The 14,809-nt window shown below is 47.3% G+C and carries 22 protein-coding genes, 1 pseudogene and 1 riboswitch; of the genes and pseudogenes, 19 read left to right on the top strand and 4 right to left on the bottom strand.

Annotated elements, in window-relative coordinates:
- Positions 1-4 precede the first annotated feature (4 nt).
- The 6 genes and pseudogenes from KNO71_RS06180 to KNO71_RS06160 form a co-directional block, all read left to right on the top strand.
- A complete protein-coding gene (locus KNO71_RS06180; protein WP_012727586.1) occupies positions 5-334 on the top strand; it encodes a four-helix bundle copper-binding protein in 330 nt (109 codons plus the stop codon).
- Between the two features lie 92 nt (positions 335-426).
- Positions 427-939 (top strand): GNAT family N-acetyltransferase, encoded by a 513-nt coding sequence (locus KNO71_RS06175; protein WP_078147820.1) that lies wholly within the window; start codon positions 427-429, stop codon positions 937-939.
- A gap of 66 nt (positions 940-1,005) precedes the next feature.
- Positions 1,006-1,344: a zinc ribbon domain-containing protein YjdM gene (locus tag KNO71_RS06170; protein WP_214687674.1), complete on the top strand. Its 339-nt coding sequence runs from the start codon at positions 1,006-1,008 to the stop codon at positions 1,342-1,344.
- A gap of 220 nt (positions 1,345-1,564) precedes the next feature.
- On the top strand, positions 1,565-1,747 hold the full coding sequence (locus tag KNO71_RS06165) for a DUF6440 family protein (RefSeq protein WP_211782102.1): 183 nt from the start codon (positions 1,565-1,567) through the stop codon (positions 1,745-1,747).
- A 92-nt stretch (positions 1,748-1,839) separates the two neighbouring features.
- Positions 1,840-2,049: a helix-turn-helix domain-containing protein gene (locus KNO71_RS17835; RefSeq protein ID WP_353047647.1), complete on the top strand. Its 210-nt coding sequence runs from the start codon at positions 1,840-1,842 to the stop codon at positions 2,047-2,049.
- A pseudogene (locus tag KNO71_RS06160) lies at positions 2,037-2,330 on the top strand (IS30 family transposase); the annotation flags it as partial. The gene KNO71_RS17835 and the pseudogene KNO71_RS06160, both read left to right, overlap by 13 nt.
- Positions 2,331-2,594: 264 nt before the next feature.
- Here KNO71_RS06160 and KNO71_RS06155 read toward each other — a convergent pair.
- The gene (locus tag KNO71_RS06155) at positions 2,595-2,741 is read right to left on the bottom strand and encodes a hypothetical protein (RefSeq protein ID WP_214687673.1); all 147 of its coding nucleotides are present in this window, start codon (positions 2,739-2,741) and stop codon (positions 2,595-2,597) included.
- A 90-nt stretch (positions 2,742-2,831) separates the two neighbouring features.
- Positions 2,832-4,289: an aldehyde dehydrogenase family protein gene (locus KNO71_RS06150; RefSeq protein ID WP_214687672.1), complete on the bottom strand. Its 1,458-nt coding sequence runs from the start codon at positions 4,287-4,289 to the stop codon at positions 2,832-2,834.
- 168 nt (positions 4,290-4,457) lie between these two features.
- Between KNO71_RS06150 and KNO71_RS06145 the strand changes: the two genes are divergently transcribed.
- The 4 genes from KNO71_RS06145 (at position 4,458) to KNO71_RS06130 (ending at position 6,691) form a co-directional block, all read left to right on the top strand.
- Complete coding sequence (locus KNO71_RS06145) at positions 4,458-4,784, top strand: PadR family transcriptional regulator (RefSeq protein WP_074035498.1); 327 nt, start codon at positions 4,458-4,460, stop codon at positions 4,782-4,784.
- Positions 4,785-4,786: 2 nt separating this feature from the next.
- Positions 4,787-5,542: an HAAS domain-containing protein gene (locus KNO71_RS06140; RefSeq protein WP_214687671.1), complete on the top strand. Its 756-nt coding sequence runs from the start codon at positions 4,787-4,789 to the stop codon at positions 5,540-5,542.
- Positions 5,542-5,904 carry a hypothetical protein gene (locus tag KNO71_RS06135; protein ID WP_214687670.1) on the top strand — a complete coding sequence of 121 codons (363 nt, stop codon included), beginning with the start codon at positions 5,542-5,544 and terminating at the stop codon, positions 5,902-5,904. The genes KNO71_RS06140 and KNO71_RS06135 overlap by 1 nt, the downstream gene beginning before the upstream one ends.
- An 85-nt stretch (positions 5,905-5,989) precedes the next feature.
- The gene (locus KNO71_RS06130) at positions 5,990-6,691 is read left to right on the top strand and encodes a YjjG family noncanonical pyrimidine nucleotidase (RefSeq protein ID WP_214687668.1); all 702 of its coding nucleotides are present in this window, start codon (positions 5,990-5,992) and stop codon (positions 6,689-6,691) included.
- Here KNO71_RS06130 and KNO71_RS06125 read toward each other — a convergent pair.
- Positions 6,670-7,119: an NUDIX hydrolase gene (locus tag KNO71_RS06125; protein ID WP_078147815.1), complete on the bottom strand. Its 450-nt coding sequence runs from the start codon at positions 7,117-7,119 to the stop codon at positions 6,670-6,672. The two genes, KNO71_RS06130 and KNO71_RS06125, sit on opposite strands and share 22 nt — an antisense overlap.
- 55 nt (positions 7,120-7,174) lie before the next feature.
- Between KNO71_RS06125 and KNO71_RS06120 the strand changes: the two genes are divergently transcribed.
- From KNO71_RS06120 to KNO71_RS06110, 3 genes are read left to right on the top strand one after another with little or no spacing between them, the layout of a single operon-like run.
- Entirely contained in the window at positions 7,175-7,777 is a 603-nt protein-coding gene (locus tag KNO71_RS06120) for a pentapeptide repeat-containing protein (protein ID WP_031421956.1), read from the top strand.
- Positions 7,774-8,601 carry an aminoglycoside 6-adenylyltransferase gene (locus KNO71_RS06115; RefSeq protein ID WP_078147814.1) on the top strand — a complete coding sequence of 276 codons (828 nt, stop codon included), beginning with the start codon at positions 7,774-7,776 and terminating at the stop codon, positions 8,599-8,601. The genes KNO71_RS06120 and KNO71_RS06115 overlap by 4 nt, the downstream gene beginning before the upstream one ends.
- Positions 8,602-8,651: 50 nt before the next feature.
- On the top strand, positions 8,652-8,804 hold the full coding sequence (locus KNO71_RS06110; RefSeq protein WP_012727577.1) for a hypothetical protein: 153 nt from the start codon (positions 8,652-8,654) through the stop codon (positions 8,802-8,804).
- 7 nt (positions 8,805-8,811) lie between these two features.
- Here KNO71_RS06110 and KNO71_RS06105 read toward each other — a convergent pair whose 3' ends face one another.
- Complete coding sequence (locus KNO71_RS06105) at positions 8,812-9,216, bottom strand: ion channel (protein ID WP_240499863.1); 405 nt, start codon at positions 9,214-9,216, stop codon at positions 8,812-8,814.
- A gap of 127 nt (positions 9,217-9,343) precedes the next feature.
- Positions 9,344-9,448, top strand: a riboswitch (TPP riboswitch).
- Between the two features lie 91 nt (positions 9,449-9,539).
- Between KNO71_RS06105 and tenA the strand changes: the two genes are divergently transcribed.
- The 6 genes from tenA (at position 9,540) to KNO71_RS06075 (ending at position 14,791) form a co-directional block, all read left to right on the top strand.
- Positions 9,540-10,214, top strand: a complete 675-nt coding sequence (gene tenA / locus KNO71_RS06100; RefSeq protein WP_078147812.1) for a thiaminase II — start codon at positions 9,540-9,542, stop codon at positions 10,212-10,214.
- On the top strand, positions 10,211-11,002 hold the full coding sequence (thiM, locus tag KNO71_RS06095) for a hydroxyethylthiazole kinase (protein ID WP_078147811.1): 792 nt from the start codon (positions 10,211-10,213) through the stop codon (positions 11,000-11,002). Before tenA ends, thiM begins: the two co-directional genes overlap by 4 nt.
- Complete coding sequence (gene thiD / locus KNO71_RS06090; RefSeq protein WP_214687667.1) at positions 10,999-11,838, top strand: bifunctional hydroxymethylpyrimidine kinase/phosphomethylpyrimidine kinase; 840 nt, start codon at positions 10,999-11,001, stop codon at positions 11,836-11,838. The genes thiM and thiD overlap by 4 nt, the downstream gene beginning before the upstream one ends.
- On the top strand, positions 11,807-12,448 hold the full coding sequence (gene thiE / locus KNO71_RS06085; RefSeq protein WP_214687666.1) for a thiamine phosphate synthase: 642 nt from the start codon (positions 11,807-11,809) through the stop codon (positions 12,446-12,448). The genes thiD and thiE overlap by 32 nt, the downstream gene beginning before the upstream one ends.
- 24 nt (positions 12,449-12,472) lie before the next feature.
- On the top strand, positions 12,473-13,111 hold the full coding sequence (locus KNO71_RS06080) for an SDR family oxidoreductase (protein ID WP_078147808.1): 639 nt from the start codon (positions 12,473-12,475) through the stop codon (positions 13,109-13,111).
- A 114-nt stretch (positions 13,112-13,225) separates the two neighbouring features.
- On the top strand, positions 13,226-14,791 hold the full coding sequence (locus KNO71_RS06075) for a GGDEF domain-containing protein (protein WP_214687665.1): 1,566 nt from the start codon (positions 13,226-13,228) through the stop codon (positions 14,789-14,791).
- The last annotated feature ends 18 nt before the right edge of the window (positions 14,792-14,809 follow it).

The raw sequence follows: 14,809 nt of genomic DNA, 5'->3' as shown, positions 1-14,809 counted from the left end.
ATGTATGGCTCACCGGATCTATGCGAACGAACTTGAAATGCTCCACGAATGTGTAGAAACGTGCAACTACTGCCTGGAATCTTGTTTAGAAGAAAAAGATGTTCAGATGATGGTCGATTGTATCCGACTCGACCGCGAATGTGCCGCTGCCTGTGCGTTTCTTGCCGAGGCGATGACGCGTGACTCGGCATTCGTTCCTGAACTCGCGCGAGCGTGTGCGGTCATCTGTAAAGCATGCGCACAGGAGTGCGGGAAACATAAGCACGCACATTGCCAAGAATGCGCAAGAGTTTGTACTGAATGCGCCTCGATGTGTGACCGCTTAGCCGCATGATTTGAGTGACCGGTTGATGGGACCGGTCACTTTTTTCGTGTCTTTTGAAGAGGGGATTCGTATAATGAAAAAAACGAAAAGGTGGTATGGGGATGATTCGCAATTGTCGACGAGATGATCTTCAAATGATTTTACATATTTACAATGATGCGATTGTAAACAGTACGGCCGTCTATCACTATCAACCGGTGACACTCGAGAATCGAGTGGCATGGTATGAGGAGAAGAAAGAACAAGATTGTCCAATCATCGTATGGGTCGAGGATGACGTCGTCATGGGGTTTGCGACGTTCGGGCCATTCCGTCCGTGGCCAGCGTACCATTATACGGTCGAGCATTCAGTCTACGTGCATCCCGGTTACCGCGGGAAAGGCATTGGTAACAAACTGTTAAAAGAAATCATCCGTATCGCCGAAGTGAGAGGAGTGAAAACGGTGATTGGTGGAATCGACGCATCGAACGTGACGAGTATCCGTGCGCATGAAAAAGTTGGATTCGTTCATTCCGGTACGATTCGAAATGCCGGATATAAATTCGGCAAATGGCTCGATTTATCGTTTTATCAACTTGATTTAGAAGGTCCTGCATCGCCTACGGAAGAGTGAACGGTCTAGAAAGACTGAGCCACCATACGATATACTGGAACGAGTGAATCGAATGGAGGAAATGGAATGACTGAGTACCCGAATTGCCCTAAATGCCAATCATCTTATGTGTACGAGGATGGTCCGTTGCTCGTATGCCCGGAATGTGCCTATGAATGGTCACCGAGTGAGGCGGCAGAAGCGGAAACGGCGTCACAAATCAAAGATGCAAATGGAAATCCGCTTCAAGACGGAGATACCGTCACCGTGATTAAGGATTTAAAAGTGAAAGGGACCTCGCTTGTCGTCAAACAAGGAACGAAAGTGAAGGGGATTCGACTCGTGGAAGGTGACCATGACATCGACTGTAAAATCGAGGGACTTGGTGCGATGAAACTGAAGTCGGAGTTCGTGAAGAAAATCTAATAGAAAGTCAAATTGTTGACGAATGAGGTCGTATAATGCGGTCTAGTTCGTCTTTTTTTGTAAATTGTGGCTTATGATAATATATAAGCGTATTCAAAATATAAAGGATGTAAATGAACTCTTAGAATGATTGAAATGGTGAAAAATGGTAGATTTTCCGTGTGGATATGAGATGATTGTGAAGGCATTCTAAATCGAAAAAGAGGGGGGAAGGTATGTCGTGGGACAACGATTTATATTGAAGTCGAAACAGCATATGAGTGGCGGGATCATTAAAATTGTCGTGGATCAGTATACGGGCGTGCATTACATCATGACTAGTGGCTTAGGATTGAGTGGAATGACGCCGCTCTTAGATGAACATGGAAAAGTCGTGATTGAGAAGCCGAAATCGCCTTTGTGAGAAAATCGAATGAAGAAACGATGAATTATAAAATTAAGCGCAACACCTAAAAATGAACGCACAAAAAGCCCGCAGCGACGTCCTCGTGTAGAATGAAGTTACGACACAAACATTCAGACGGAGTAATCGCTATGAGCTATATTCATCTTACTACAACGGAACGCGTGAAAATAGAGACCTATCTGGAGCTCGGGATGTCCATCCGGTCCATCGCGAGACGGCTCGGGCGACAGCCCTCGGGGAGGTCAGACGGGACCCCGACTACGTGGCTGAACGTGCCCAGAAACGCTACGAGACGGTGACGACGGACCGGGGCAAGGCGTTCAGCGGTCACGAGCGCATCCAGGCGTCACTCGGCGTGCCGATGTATTTCGCCGACCCGTACGCATCGTGGCAACGGGGGAGCAACGAGAACGCCAACGGGCTCCTCCGCGAGTTCTTCCCGAAAGGAACGGACTTCGCGCAGGTGGCGCACAACGATCTCGCGGACGCGCTCGCCAAGATCAACGGGCGGCCGAGAAAATGCCTGAACTGGAAAACCGCACACGAGGCCTTCACCGAGGAAGTGTTGCGCTTAATTTGACAAACCGTCATTTTCTTTAATATCAATACTCTTGTGAAATGGCGCCCGTTCACCTTCAAATAGAATACATCAACCAAATAAAGAACGCGTTTTTTACGCGAGGCTCTGTCCTTCAGATATCAAGTTAGATATTTCCTTCGCGTGTCACTAGACGCGCCCACGGTCTTGCTTTTGACGTTGCCCTTAAGCTCCGTGCCTCCGTCAGAAAGGGCCAGTAGCTCTTGTTATCGGGCCGTCAGGGGGGAGCGGTGCGATGAGCCCGAATCACCATTCCTTCTCCCATGCCCCATCTTCAGAGACTCCCCAATCCTCGAACCGATACTTGATGAGCCAATGCACATGCATCACTTCATATTCGAATACATCCCTGGACAGCTCTGAGACGACGAAGCTGACGTCCCCATCCGCCACCACCCACGTCCCGTATAGATACACTTTCTTGATCGGACGCTCTTCAGCATACAGAACCAGGCTGACAAGCCTGGTTCTGTATTGATTGTATTACGAGAAGAACGGTTTGTACTCGCGACGTTCATGCATGATGGACACCCATTGAAGCGTCGTGAACTCTTCGAGTACCCATTCGCCGTTGAATCGTCCGAGACCAGAGTTTTTCTCGCCTCCGAACGGCATGTGTGGTTCATCATTGACCGATTGGTCGTTGACGTGAATCATGCCGGTTTCGACTTTTCGTGCAAAGTTGGTTGCACGGTAAACCGATCCGTGAACGGCACCACTCAATCCATATGGTAACTCATTCGAGAGACGGAGCGCCTCCTCGTCATCTTTAAAGGAGAGAATGACAGCTACCGGGCCAAAGATTTCATTTTTCGCGAGCGGCATGTCATTTGTGACGCCACTGAGGACGGTCGGTTCGAGGACGTTGCCGTCCGCTGTCCCGCCAGTATGAACGGTCGCACCGGCATCAACCGTTTTCTCGATTTGGTCTAAGATGCGATCGACTTGATCATGGTCGATGAGCGGGCCGACTTGCGTATCTTTTTCATTCGGGTCACCCGCTTTCAACTGTTTAACGCGCTCGACATAGCGCTCCACGAATTCGTCATGAATCGACTCGGCGACGAGGATTCGGTTCGTCGACATACAGATTTGTCCTTGGTGGAAGAACTTGCTGTAGACAGCTGATTCGACGGCGCGGTCGAGGTCGGCATCATCGAGCACGACGAATACGTTATTTCCCCCGAGTTCAAGTGCTGTTTTCTTCAACAAGCGACCTGCCTTTTCTGCGATTCCTTGCCCGACCTCAGTCGAACCTGTGAACGAGATGAGACGTGGGATTGGATGTTCGACAATGGCGTCCCCGATCTCAGACCCTCGACCGACGACAACGTTGAGCACACCATTTGGAAGACCTGCTTCTTCAAAGAGGGATGCGAATAGAAGCCCACCCGTGACAGGTGTCGCAGTGGCTGGTTTGACGACGACCGTATTCCCGGTTGCAAGAGCTGTCACGATTGAACGGACAGCCAAGTGGAATGGGAAGTTCCATGGGCTGATGATGCCGATGACCCCAAGTGGTTTGCGATATACCCGGTTCTCTTTATTCGGCACGATCGATGGTTTGATAAGCCCATCCATACGGAAAGGGAACGTCGCGGCCTCTTTGATGATAGCCATCGATGCAGCAAATTCGCCTTCTGCTTTAATACGTGTACTACCGGATTCCTTCACAAGCCAATCGACAATATAGTCTTTATTGTCCATCGTGATCTGAGCAAACTTCTCAATCAACTCACGGCGTACTTGTGGAAGCATGTCGGCCCAGTCCATCTGAGACGCTTTGGCTGCTTCATAAGCACGATTCAAGTCCTCTTCATCCGCTGATTGAATCGAGAAGAGAGTCTCGTTCGAGAACGGATTGACGTTGTCGATCGACTTTTCACTTGATCCATTTACCCACTCACCATTGATGTACATGTTCGTAAAATCTGTATGCATATTTGAACACTCCTTTGTTTTTTCTTCACCATAAGAAGTATTCACTTGTTTTAGAAAAATAAACATCTGAAAGTGTAACTAACTTGTTTTACAAAGTAGTTGCAAATGGGATTGGTTTCCATTACTATTATGTATAACAAGATAGTTGATTGAAAGTGAGGTCACGCCATGGCAATGAGTCAAATGTTAAAAGGTCTGCTTGAAGGGTGTCTTTTAGCCATTATTAGTAAAGGTGAGACATATGGATATGAAATGTCTGAGAAACTACAGAATTATGGTTTCGCAATGGTGAGCGAAGGAAGTATATACCCGGTATTACTGCGTATGAAAAAAGATGGGTGGGTCGAAACGATTCAAAAGACTTTACCCTCAGGAGGTCCAAAACGGAAGTACTATATTCTGACAGAAGCCGGGCAACAGGAATTACTCGCATTTAAACAACGATGGGCTGAAGTATCGAATGGTGTGAACCGTGTACTCGAGGAGGATGAATAAGCATGGAACTTTCAAAGAAAAGTCGTGATTTTTTAGATGATTTGTCGGTATACCTGATATCAAGTGGGAAATCTGAGACTGAGGTGAAAGATATTGTCTTTGAATTAGAGGATCACTTGCTAGAAGCGGAGCAAGCAGGGAAGAATGTGGACGATGTCATTGGACAAAGTCCGAAATCCTATATGCAATATATTGGTCGCGAGATGGCATTCGATAAGAAAGGGTTTATGAAAATCATTGCAATGATCATCCTCAACCTATTCGCTTATATCATCATCGGAAACTTCATTCAAGGTGAGATGACGTTCTCGACGATTCAAATGATTGGGTTTCCACTAGTAGCCTTACTGTTCTTATTGGCCGCCTCACAAGCATTCCGAGCGATGTCGATTCGCACAAAAGAAAGCAAATTTAGAAACATACTAACTTATGCCTTACTTGCTACATTACCAATGTTATCTTTTCTCGGCTTGATGATGCTTGATATTTTCATTGAGACACCAACAGTTACATTCGGTTCGATTGGTCAACTTGCATTATTCGTAGTTGCTGTGGTCATATTACTTATAACCTCCATATGGACAAAAACATGGATTAATTTAATCATCCCGATTCTTTTGTACGTACCTCAATATGCATTTTCCCGCACAAGCTTACCATTTGAGCAACAATCGATTTTTTCGATGTTGATTTTATTCGTCGGAATGGCAACTTTCTTTCTTGTCTGGGCCAAGAAGAATAAAGAGGACAGAGTCTGATGTTTCAGCGACTCGGTTTGTGGAGTTTCTTACTTCTGCCTTGGGCGTTTTTTGTGGCGGCAATGGATTATGTTTGGGGTTTTCCATTTGGATATTTGATTGTACCGATTGTCATTTGGTGGGTAACGAAGCAATCTTTGAGACATTTACGAATACGCTTTGTATTAGCTTCCTTGCTTGGATCATATGGTGTGTCGGTTTATTTTGCCTACTTGTTTGAGAACGATTGGGGATACTTCTTCAAGCCGTTAAATCTAATGGGGATTGTTCATATGTGGTCGGTCGTGATATTGATTGGGACACTCGTGATTCTGATTAATCATGGTGGTCAAAAATCAAACGAGTCATCTAATAGACATTGAGAGTGGGATGCATGATATTTCCCTTTTTTGATGTTCGATTCTACTTCCTGTACAGTTAAGACGAAGAGAGGGGTTAGAAAGAGATATGAAACGTTATGAAGCGATTTTATTTGATATTGATGACACACTACTAGACTTTAAACAAAGTGAACATGTCGCCTTGGAACAGTTACTTGCATCCTTCAACGTGCGGATGACAGATGAGGTGAAGTCGCGGTATGTCGACATTAATAGCGGCCTGTGGCGCGCATTTGAGCGCGGCGAAGTGGATCGTGAAGAAGTACTCATCGGTCGTCACACGAAACTGTTTGATTCGCTCGGACTCACGGTCGATGGACCATATGTCGAACAGCAATATCGAGACTATTTACATGCAGGCGTACACATGATTGATGGTGCTTTGGAGGTCGTGCGAAAGCTGAGCAACGATTATCCGCTCTATATCGTCACAAACGGTGTGACGGAGACGCAATTCAAACGGTTAGAGTCATCTGGACTATTGCCTTACTTCCAAGATGTCTTCGTATCGGATGCGACCGGCTCGCAAAAACCAATGAAACCGTTTTTCGACTACGTCTTCGACCGAATCCCGAATGTAGCGCCAGAGAAAGGTTTGATTATCGGTGACTCGGTCACGGCAGACATCGCCGGTGGGCGGATGTATGGTTTGGATACGTGCTGGTTCAATCCGAACGAAGTCGCCGCGACGATTGAGTCAACGTATGAGATTCGACATTTAAACGAGTTGAAATCGCTTCTCTACGTTCAAGCCGGATTGAGTGAATGAGCTGGCAAGCGATTTGGTAGTTGAGCAAGTACTTCCGGATAGAGCGTGACGTCTTGAAGACGGTCAAGCTTTTGCCAACGATAAATCAGGTGATCTCCTTCGGGTCCATAGAAGTCTCCGTCTTGGAGCGGGAGGTCACCGTCTACATAAAAGTACAGTCCAATCTCATGAAACGGCTGGTCATTATAGGTAAACAAGTTCTCGTGCACGAAGGCGAACGTGGTATCGGTCACACGCATGTTCAATTCTTCATGTAACTCGCGTGCGAGGGCGGTTGCGGCCTCTTCACCGAGCGTGACGCGACCGCCGGGTAATGCCCAAAAGTCATCCCGGACGTTTCGGTGAATCAATACGTGACCGTCTTTCACAAAAATACCGGCAACGCGGTAATTGAAAACGCCGTGTTCAGTAGGAAATACGAGATCCATCTATATCACTTCCAATCATTGTAATCTGTTCTAGTATACCTGAAGGAGGGATCATATGTTTCAACCACATACGCAATATCGAGATGAAGATTTTCGTGACGTGACACTCCGTGACGAAGTGTTGTCACACGTTACGTTCGAGAACTGTCGCTTCACATACGTTGATGCGACGGAACTACAGACGGAACGCTGTCAGTTCATCAACTGCGACTTCACGGATTCAAAATGGAATGCGTCCCGTCATGTTGGGAGTTCATTTTTGAACTGTCAATTCCATGGTGCCAATTTGTTCACGAGTGAGTTTGAACAATGTAAAATGACCGGGTCTTCCTTTGAAGAAAGTCAGTTTGAAGGTGTCCTTGTAACGGAAGGGGACTGGTCGTTCGTCAACCTTCGTCACGTGTCGCTCAAAAAAATGGATTGGTCCCATGTACGCTTAGTCGAAGCGGACCTATACGGAACGGACTTGACCGAGACGGTCTGGCATCAGGCGGACTTGTCACGGGCGACACTTCAACATGCGGTGTGCCGTGGTGCCGACTTCAGAGGGGCACTCGTCGACGGGGTTGATTTTTCGAACGTGACGTTACAACAAACAAAACTAGACGCGATGCAGGCGATTCAAGTCGCGCGCTCATTGGGGGCGATTGTAGAATGAAACCAGAACAAATCATTGAGCAGTTGACTGCGTTCGCAAAAGAACGCGAGCACATTCGAACGGTCGTCTTGAACGGCTCACTCGTCAATCCGAACATCCGACCAGACCCGTACCAGGATGTCGACCTTGCCTTTTATGTGGAAGACGTCCGAGCGGTTGCGGCCGATCGCTCATGGATTGACACGTTTGGAGAGGTATTAATCATGCAGACACCTGATACGGCTGATTCCGGACGACATGTAACGTTTTTAGTGCAATATGTAGACGGACATCGGATTGATTTGACGATTCGGAGTGTGGATCAACTTGAAACCATGCTCGAAGCCGACTCGCTCAGTCAAATTATCTTCGACCGAGATCATCATCCAGTCGTCACGCCGTCAGACATGTCGTATCGTGTGAAACGTCCGTCTGCTGACGAGTATGCGGCATGTTGGAATGAGTTTTGGTGGGTGTCACTTTATGTTGTCAAAGGAATCAAGCGACACCAGGTGTTATACGCGCTCGACCACCTCGACATCATGCGGAATATGCTCCGTCAGATGATGGAGTGGAACATTGGCTATGCGACGGAATTCTCCGTGAATCTCGGGAAGTCCGGTGACGGGATCCGCGACCATTTGCCAGAAGAGTTATGGGAGATGCTCACGGCAACATACGCTTCAGCTGAGTTGAGTGCCATTGAAGACACACATGACCGCCTGCAATCACTCTTCTTCTTTTGCGCGCAGCGTGTCGCGGAACAAGGTGATTTCGTCTTCCGGGAAGAAGAAGCCAGACGCGTCCGTGCCGCATGTGCTACACTTCGACATTCGAACGATTAATGAGGCCGAGAGCCGGGAAACGCTCCTTATAGAGAAAGGAGCGTTTTTTCATGAACCCATATACGACATTTATTGCTCTTCTAGTCGGAAGTCTTGTCCTCTTTGTCGGCATTCGTTTAAAGAAATGGCCAATCATTTTGGTTGCGATGCTTCCCCTTGGTCTCGTCGCATTTAATATGTTCTTACTCATCACGGGGCGCTAGGACATGTTCACTTGTCTTTTCGATACATCGATTTGATGAAGAAGGCACTCGGTAACAAAATACCGATGGCGCCTTCGATGATGGCGAATAATCGGGTCAAACCAATCGGCAACAAATCACCAAATCCGATTGATAATAAAGTGACCCCGCTGAAATACAGGAGGTTTTCCCAAGTCGGTTCAACGGCATTCATGGATTCGAGTGAAGTCACAAGAATGACTGAATCACGAGACAAAGCATAATAAATCAATGTGAATCCTAACATGACACCAAGTAGGCTGACGAACAACTGAGCGAACAATCTCCCGTCAAATCCTGTTTGCTTGTACGTTTTACGTTTGAAAAACCAAAACACGTTCAAACTGATGAAGAGTAAGGCAATCGTCAATAAAATCGTATTCAATCCGGACACATCCTTTTCATGTAAATGAGTTCATTTATCCATTCCCTAAGCGATGAATGAAAAACAGAATCAGAAAAGGTTTGCAATTGATGAAAAGATTGATAGAATGTGGTCGAAGACGACTGAATTTCATAATGTTTGCCACTAGGGGAGTCGCGTCACGCGGCTGAGATGGACATGGTCCAGACCCTTCGAACCTGATCTAGTTCACGCTAGCGTAGGGAAGTGGGCGATACGACTCATATGGCTTTTACCTAGATATGACTGTTCGAGACGCCGCTTCCGTTATGGGAGGCGGCGTCTTTTTTATCAGTTTATAAGGGGGAGTTATTATGAAATTTACAGATCACTTACGTCAAGAGGCGGATGGATTGTTTGAGGCAAGCTTTCATCACCCATTTGTTTGTTCACTCGGAGAAGGGACGCTCGATGAGAAGAAATTCAGACATTACGTCATGCAAGACTCATACTATTTGAATCAGTTTTCAAAAGTGCAGGCCAAAGGGGCAACCCTCGCTCCGACGATGGAACTATCGAGCCGCTTTTTAACGCATGCATTGCACACGATTGAGGCGGAACTCTCCCTTCATCGAGAGTTCTTTACGATGCTCAACGTGACGGATGTCGAATTGGCGACATTTGAGCCAGCACCGACCGCTTATGCATATGCCCTTCATATGCAACAGGCAGGACCGACTCTCGGGGACGTATTGGCGTCAATCCTTCCGTGTTATTGGGTGTATTACGAGATTGGAGAACGTCTTAAAGACAAGCGTCCTGATCATCCGATTTATTCAGCTTGGATTGCGACGTATGGTTCGGAGTGGTTCCGTGAGCTGGTGGAAGAGCAAATTGATCGGTTGGATGAACTGGCTGGTCAAGCGACAGAAGAAGAGCGCGTGCGCTATACGAAACTATTCTTGAAGAGTTGCTATTACGAAGTCGCTTTTTGGGAAATGGCTTGGACGCTTGAGTCGTGGTCATTGTCGCAGGAGGTCAACCAATGAGACATGAGATTTGGAATGAGATTCGACAGCAGGCGCCATTGATTCACAATATCACGAACACGGTCGTGGCGAACTTTTCGGCGAATGGATTGCTCGCCATCGGCGCCTCTCCTGTCATGGCGGATGCAATCGAAGAAGTAGCGGAGATGACATTCGTGAGCGATGCGCTCGTACTTAACATCGGTACACTTGGAACGATGACGGAAGCGACGATGATTCGCGCAGGTCAGGCTGCGAACGAAGCGGGATGCCCGATTATACTCGACCCGGTCGGTGTCGGAGCGACGTCATTTCGACGAGATGTGGTCGAACGCATTTTGCGTCATGTTCGTGTATCGGTCATTCGAGGGAATGCAGGAGAGATTGCGACATTGATTGGCGTCGATTGGGCGGCTCGTGGTGTCGATGCTGGTGACGGTGCATGCGAGCCTCGACAATTGGCGCTTGAAGCAGCGAGACGATACGGATGTGTCGTGGCCGTGACTGGAAAAGAAGATATGGTAAGCGACGGGAACGTCGTTATGGAAATACATGGCGGGACGAAACGCATGACCGAGACGACCGGTACAGGATGTTTACTCAGTGCAGTGGTAGGGGCTTGCTTAGCAGTCGAAAAGAACACCCTTAAAGCGACGGTGACCGCCATGTCAGGCTACGCCTATTGCGGTGAGTTGGCGAGTGAACGGGCGGAAGGACCGGGAGACTTCCCGATTCACTTTTTAAATGCGCTCCATCAATTGGCACAGCATACCATTCCGACGAATCGAATTGAGGTGTCGACATCATGAGACCGCAAGTATTGACGATTGCAGGATCTGACTCAGGAGGAGGGGCCGGTATTCAAGCCGATCTTAAAACGTTTCAAGAGCTCGGTGTGTTCGGGACGAGTGTGTTGACTGCGATTACCGCTCAAAACACACTTGGGGTCCATGGAATCGAGGCGATTTCCACGGAAATGATTATCCGACAAATTGATGCGGTAGCGGATGATTTTAACATCACCGCCTGTAAAACCGGGATGTTGGTGGACGCTGAACGAATTGAAGCGGTAGCGAAGGGGCTCGAACGATATCGTTTCGAACATGTAGTAGTCGATCCGGTCATGGTGGCGAAAGGTGGCGCTTCCTTGTTGCAAGTTAGTGCAGTCGAAGCACTGCGCACGAAGCTGCTACCACAGGCGACCATCGTGACCCCAAATATTCCTGAAGCAGAAGTGCTGGCAGGAATGGAAATTCGAACCGAGGCAGACCGTATGAAAGCCGCACAGGCGATTCGAGCACTTGGTGTCGATACCGTCATTATCAAAGGTGGGCATACGGATGATGTGGAAGCCGTTGATTTGATTATGAGCGAGACTGAAACGTTCTGTGTAAAAGCACCTCGAATCCAAACGAAAGATACGCACGGGACGGGATGTACGTTTTCTGCCGCATTGACGGCCGAACTAGCGTATGGGAAGACACTACGCCAAGCCGTCGTAGATGCGAAGCAGTTTATTCATCAGGCGATTGCACATGGACTATCGCTTGGACAGGGGCATGGACCGACGAATCATTGGGGACATCGTTTAGCGAAAGAAGAGGTGATTACCGTTGACGTCATGTACGAAACAAGCGCTCGCTAAGCAGCTTCGCCTTTACTTTGTGTGTGGAACGACGGACACATCTGATTTGGTAGCGACCGTCAAAACGGCTCTTCGATGTGGTGTGACATGTTTTCAATTTCGCGAAAAAGGTAAAGATTCATTGTATGGAGATGAAAAAGAAGCAATGGCAAGGACGCTCCACCGTCTGTGTCGAGAAATGGGTGTTCCGTTCATCATCAATGACGACGTCGACTTGGCGCTCGCGATTGACGCGGATGGCATTCACGTCGGACAAGACGACTTACCTGCCAAACAGGTTCGAGAACGGCTAGGACCAGATAAATGGTTGGGGGTGTCTGTCCATACGATGGAGGAAGTCAGAACGGCTCTTCCATTTGCAGATTATGTCGGCATTGGTCCGATTCATGAGACGCAAAGTAAACTGGATGCAGGACATGTGCGTGGCACGGAACTGATTCAACAAGTTCGCTATCACTATCCACTGCTTCCGATTGTGGGGATCGGAGGTATTCGTCCAGAGCATGTGCCTTCAATCATTCGTGACGGGGCAGACGGCGTTGCCGTCATTTCTGCCATTGCTTCTGCACCGGATGTAGCAACGGCTACCCGGCGTTTCGCTTGTCTCTGAATTCATTTTTGAGGAGGAAGACAGATGAACGTATTTGTAATCGGTGCAAACGGTCAAATTGGCCATCAATTGGTGGAGAAGTTACACAAGGAAGGAAAGCATCACGTCACGGCGATGGTGCGTAAAGAAGAACAACTCGAGGATTTTAAGTCAAAAGGGTACAATGCGGTACTCGGTGACCTCGAAGGTTCAGTAGATGATTTGCAAAAAGCGATTGATGGAATGGATGTTATCGTATTCGCGGCAGGTTCTGGTGGAAGTACTGGAGCAGACAAGACACTCTTGATCGACCTAGACGGTGCAGCGAAGAGTATCGAAGCAGCACAAGCGAACGGGAACATCAAACACTTCGTCATGGTCAGTGCCTTGAAAGCGGAGGATCGCTCAGCTTGGCCAGATTCGATGAAGCCGTACTACGTAGCGAAGCATCATGCAGATCGTTTACTCGAACAGAGTGGACTCACGTACACGATTGTTCGTCCGGGTGCATTGACAGATGATGCGGGAACGGGCAAAGTGAACACGAAATTCGAGGGAAGTGGAGAGATTCCACGCGAAGACGTCGCATCATTCTTGGTGCATGTCCTGCATAACCATTCAAACGTGCAGAACAAAGCAATTGATTTGATCAAAGGGGATACCCCAATCGAAGAAACGCTATAAGTGTGTGACATCAAAAACGGGATGAGAAAACCATCCCGTTTTTTGTCGCGTTAAAGAGGGAAAAGAACGCAGGATAACGAAATAGAAGAATACGAACAGGTGAGGAGGTTCCGCATGACCGAGATGTTCATTTATCTGGCGGTCTATTTGTTGCCGTCATTTTTACTCGGCTTTTTAGCACTCGATGTCTTTCAACGAAATCCGAATAAAGTCGAGCATCGTTTGCTGAGCCTGTTTGTGTTCGGTTATTCGATGCTCTTCTTGGCTGAATTTGTCCGCCATCTATCGCCGATTGAATACAGTCCGGCACTCATTGCCTATTGGTTTGGGAACGCTGGGATTTTCATTTTTATCTTCTCTGTTCATTTCATATTAAGTATCACAGGCGTCGGCGCAAAGGCACCGAAGTGGTTGTATCCATGGGTCGTCTATTTACCATTGATTCCTGTTGTGTTGACGTATGTCCGTCAGGAGAATATCATCAACAGTCAACAGTTTGAACAAGTAGGCATTTGGATTTATCCTGAGTTCAACTCATCGTATTTAACTACGTTGACCGTCGGAAACATTTTTCACATCTTGATTATTGGTCTCATTTTTTATGCATTGAAGCGTGCGGAACGAAGAGAACACCAACGCGTATTGCGCATGCTTTTTTGGACTGCAAATGCCGTACTAATATGGGATATTGTATTCGGCTACTTTCAATTTCGTGGGTTGATCCCACCCTATTCATACATGTATGGGGGGCTTGTTTGGGCGGTAGCATTGGTAGTTGCAATGAATCGTTTAGACTTCTTAACCTCTTATGTAAAACGATATGGAACACTTTATAATTTAAATCCATCCGCCATCTTGTTGATTGACCCGGATGGGAGGGTGGAAAGTACGAATCCGGCCGCACGCACGCTATTTCACACTGTCCGTGTCGTGAATGAACGGTTTATCGATTTGTTGCCAGAAAAGAAAAAAGCAGAATGGGTGGAACACTATCACCAACATGTTCGGACACGTAAAAAGTTTATAGAATTCGAAACGAAGATTATGACGAAATCTGGGCAAGAGCTTTACGTTGTCATTGATGGGGATTTTGTCGATATCGACCGCACGATTCACGGGATGATTATCATTCGGGATGTCCACTCGTTTAAAGAGGCCGAGCAAACAATCCGATTCTTTGCCTATCATGACCCACTGACGAAGTTGGCCAACCGACGTGCATTTTATGAACGCGCAGACCAGGCGTTGCTTAGTTCCTCGATGCTGTCTTTATTGATTATTGATTTGGACGGTTTTAAAGCAGTCAATGATACGTACGGTCACCAGATTGGAGATTATTTCTTAACTCATTTGGGTGGATTGCTGGAAGCGTCGACACGAGACGTTGGCTTGGCCTCTCGTGTTGGCGGGGATGAGTTTTATATTTATTTAGTGGATTTAACAGAATCGGAAGTGCTTGCATTTATTCACGAACTTCAGATGACGTTAAATCAAAACCCTTACCACACGTCCGATGTGACGATTCCAATCCGTGCGAGTATTGGGGTCAGTCATGCTCCCGACCAAGGAACAAATTTAGACACGTTGATCCATAAAGCGGATCAAGCGATGTATCAGATCAAGCAAGATGGAAAAAATGATTACGCCATCTATGACGAGGCGTTACATGGTCCGAAATAAAGGGAAAATAGTAGTGTT

It is taken from the genome of Exiguobacterium sp. s163 (assembly GCF_018617135.1).
Lineage (GTDB): Bacteria > Bacillota > Bacilli > Exiguobacteriales > Exiguobacteriaceae > Exiguobacterium > Exiguobacterium profundum.
Note: the sequence above shows the minus strand (reverse complement) of the source record. Positions and strands in the feature narration are given on the sequence as shown.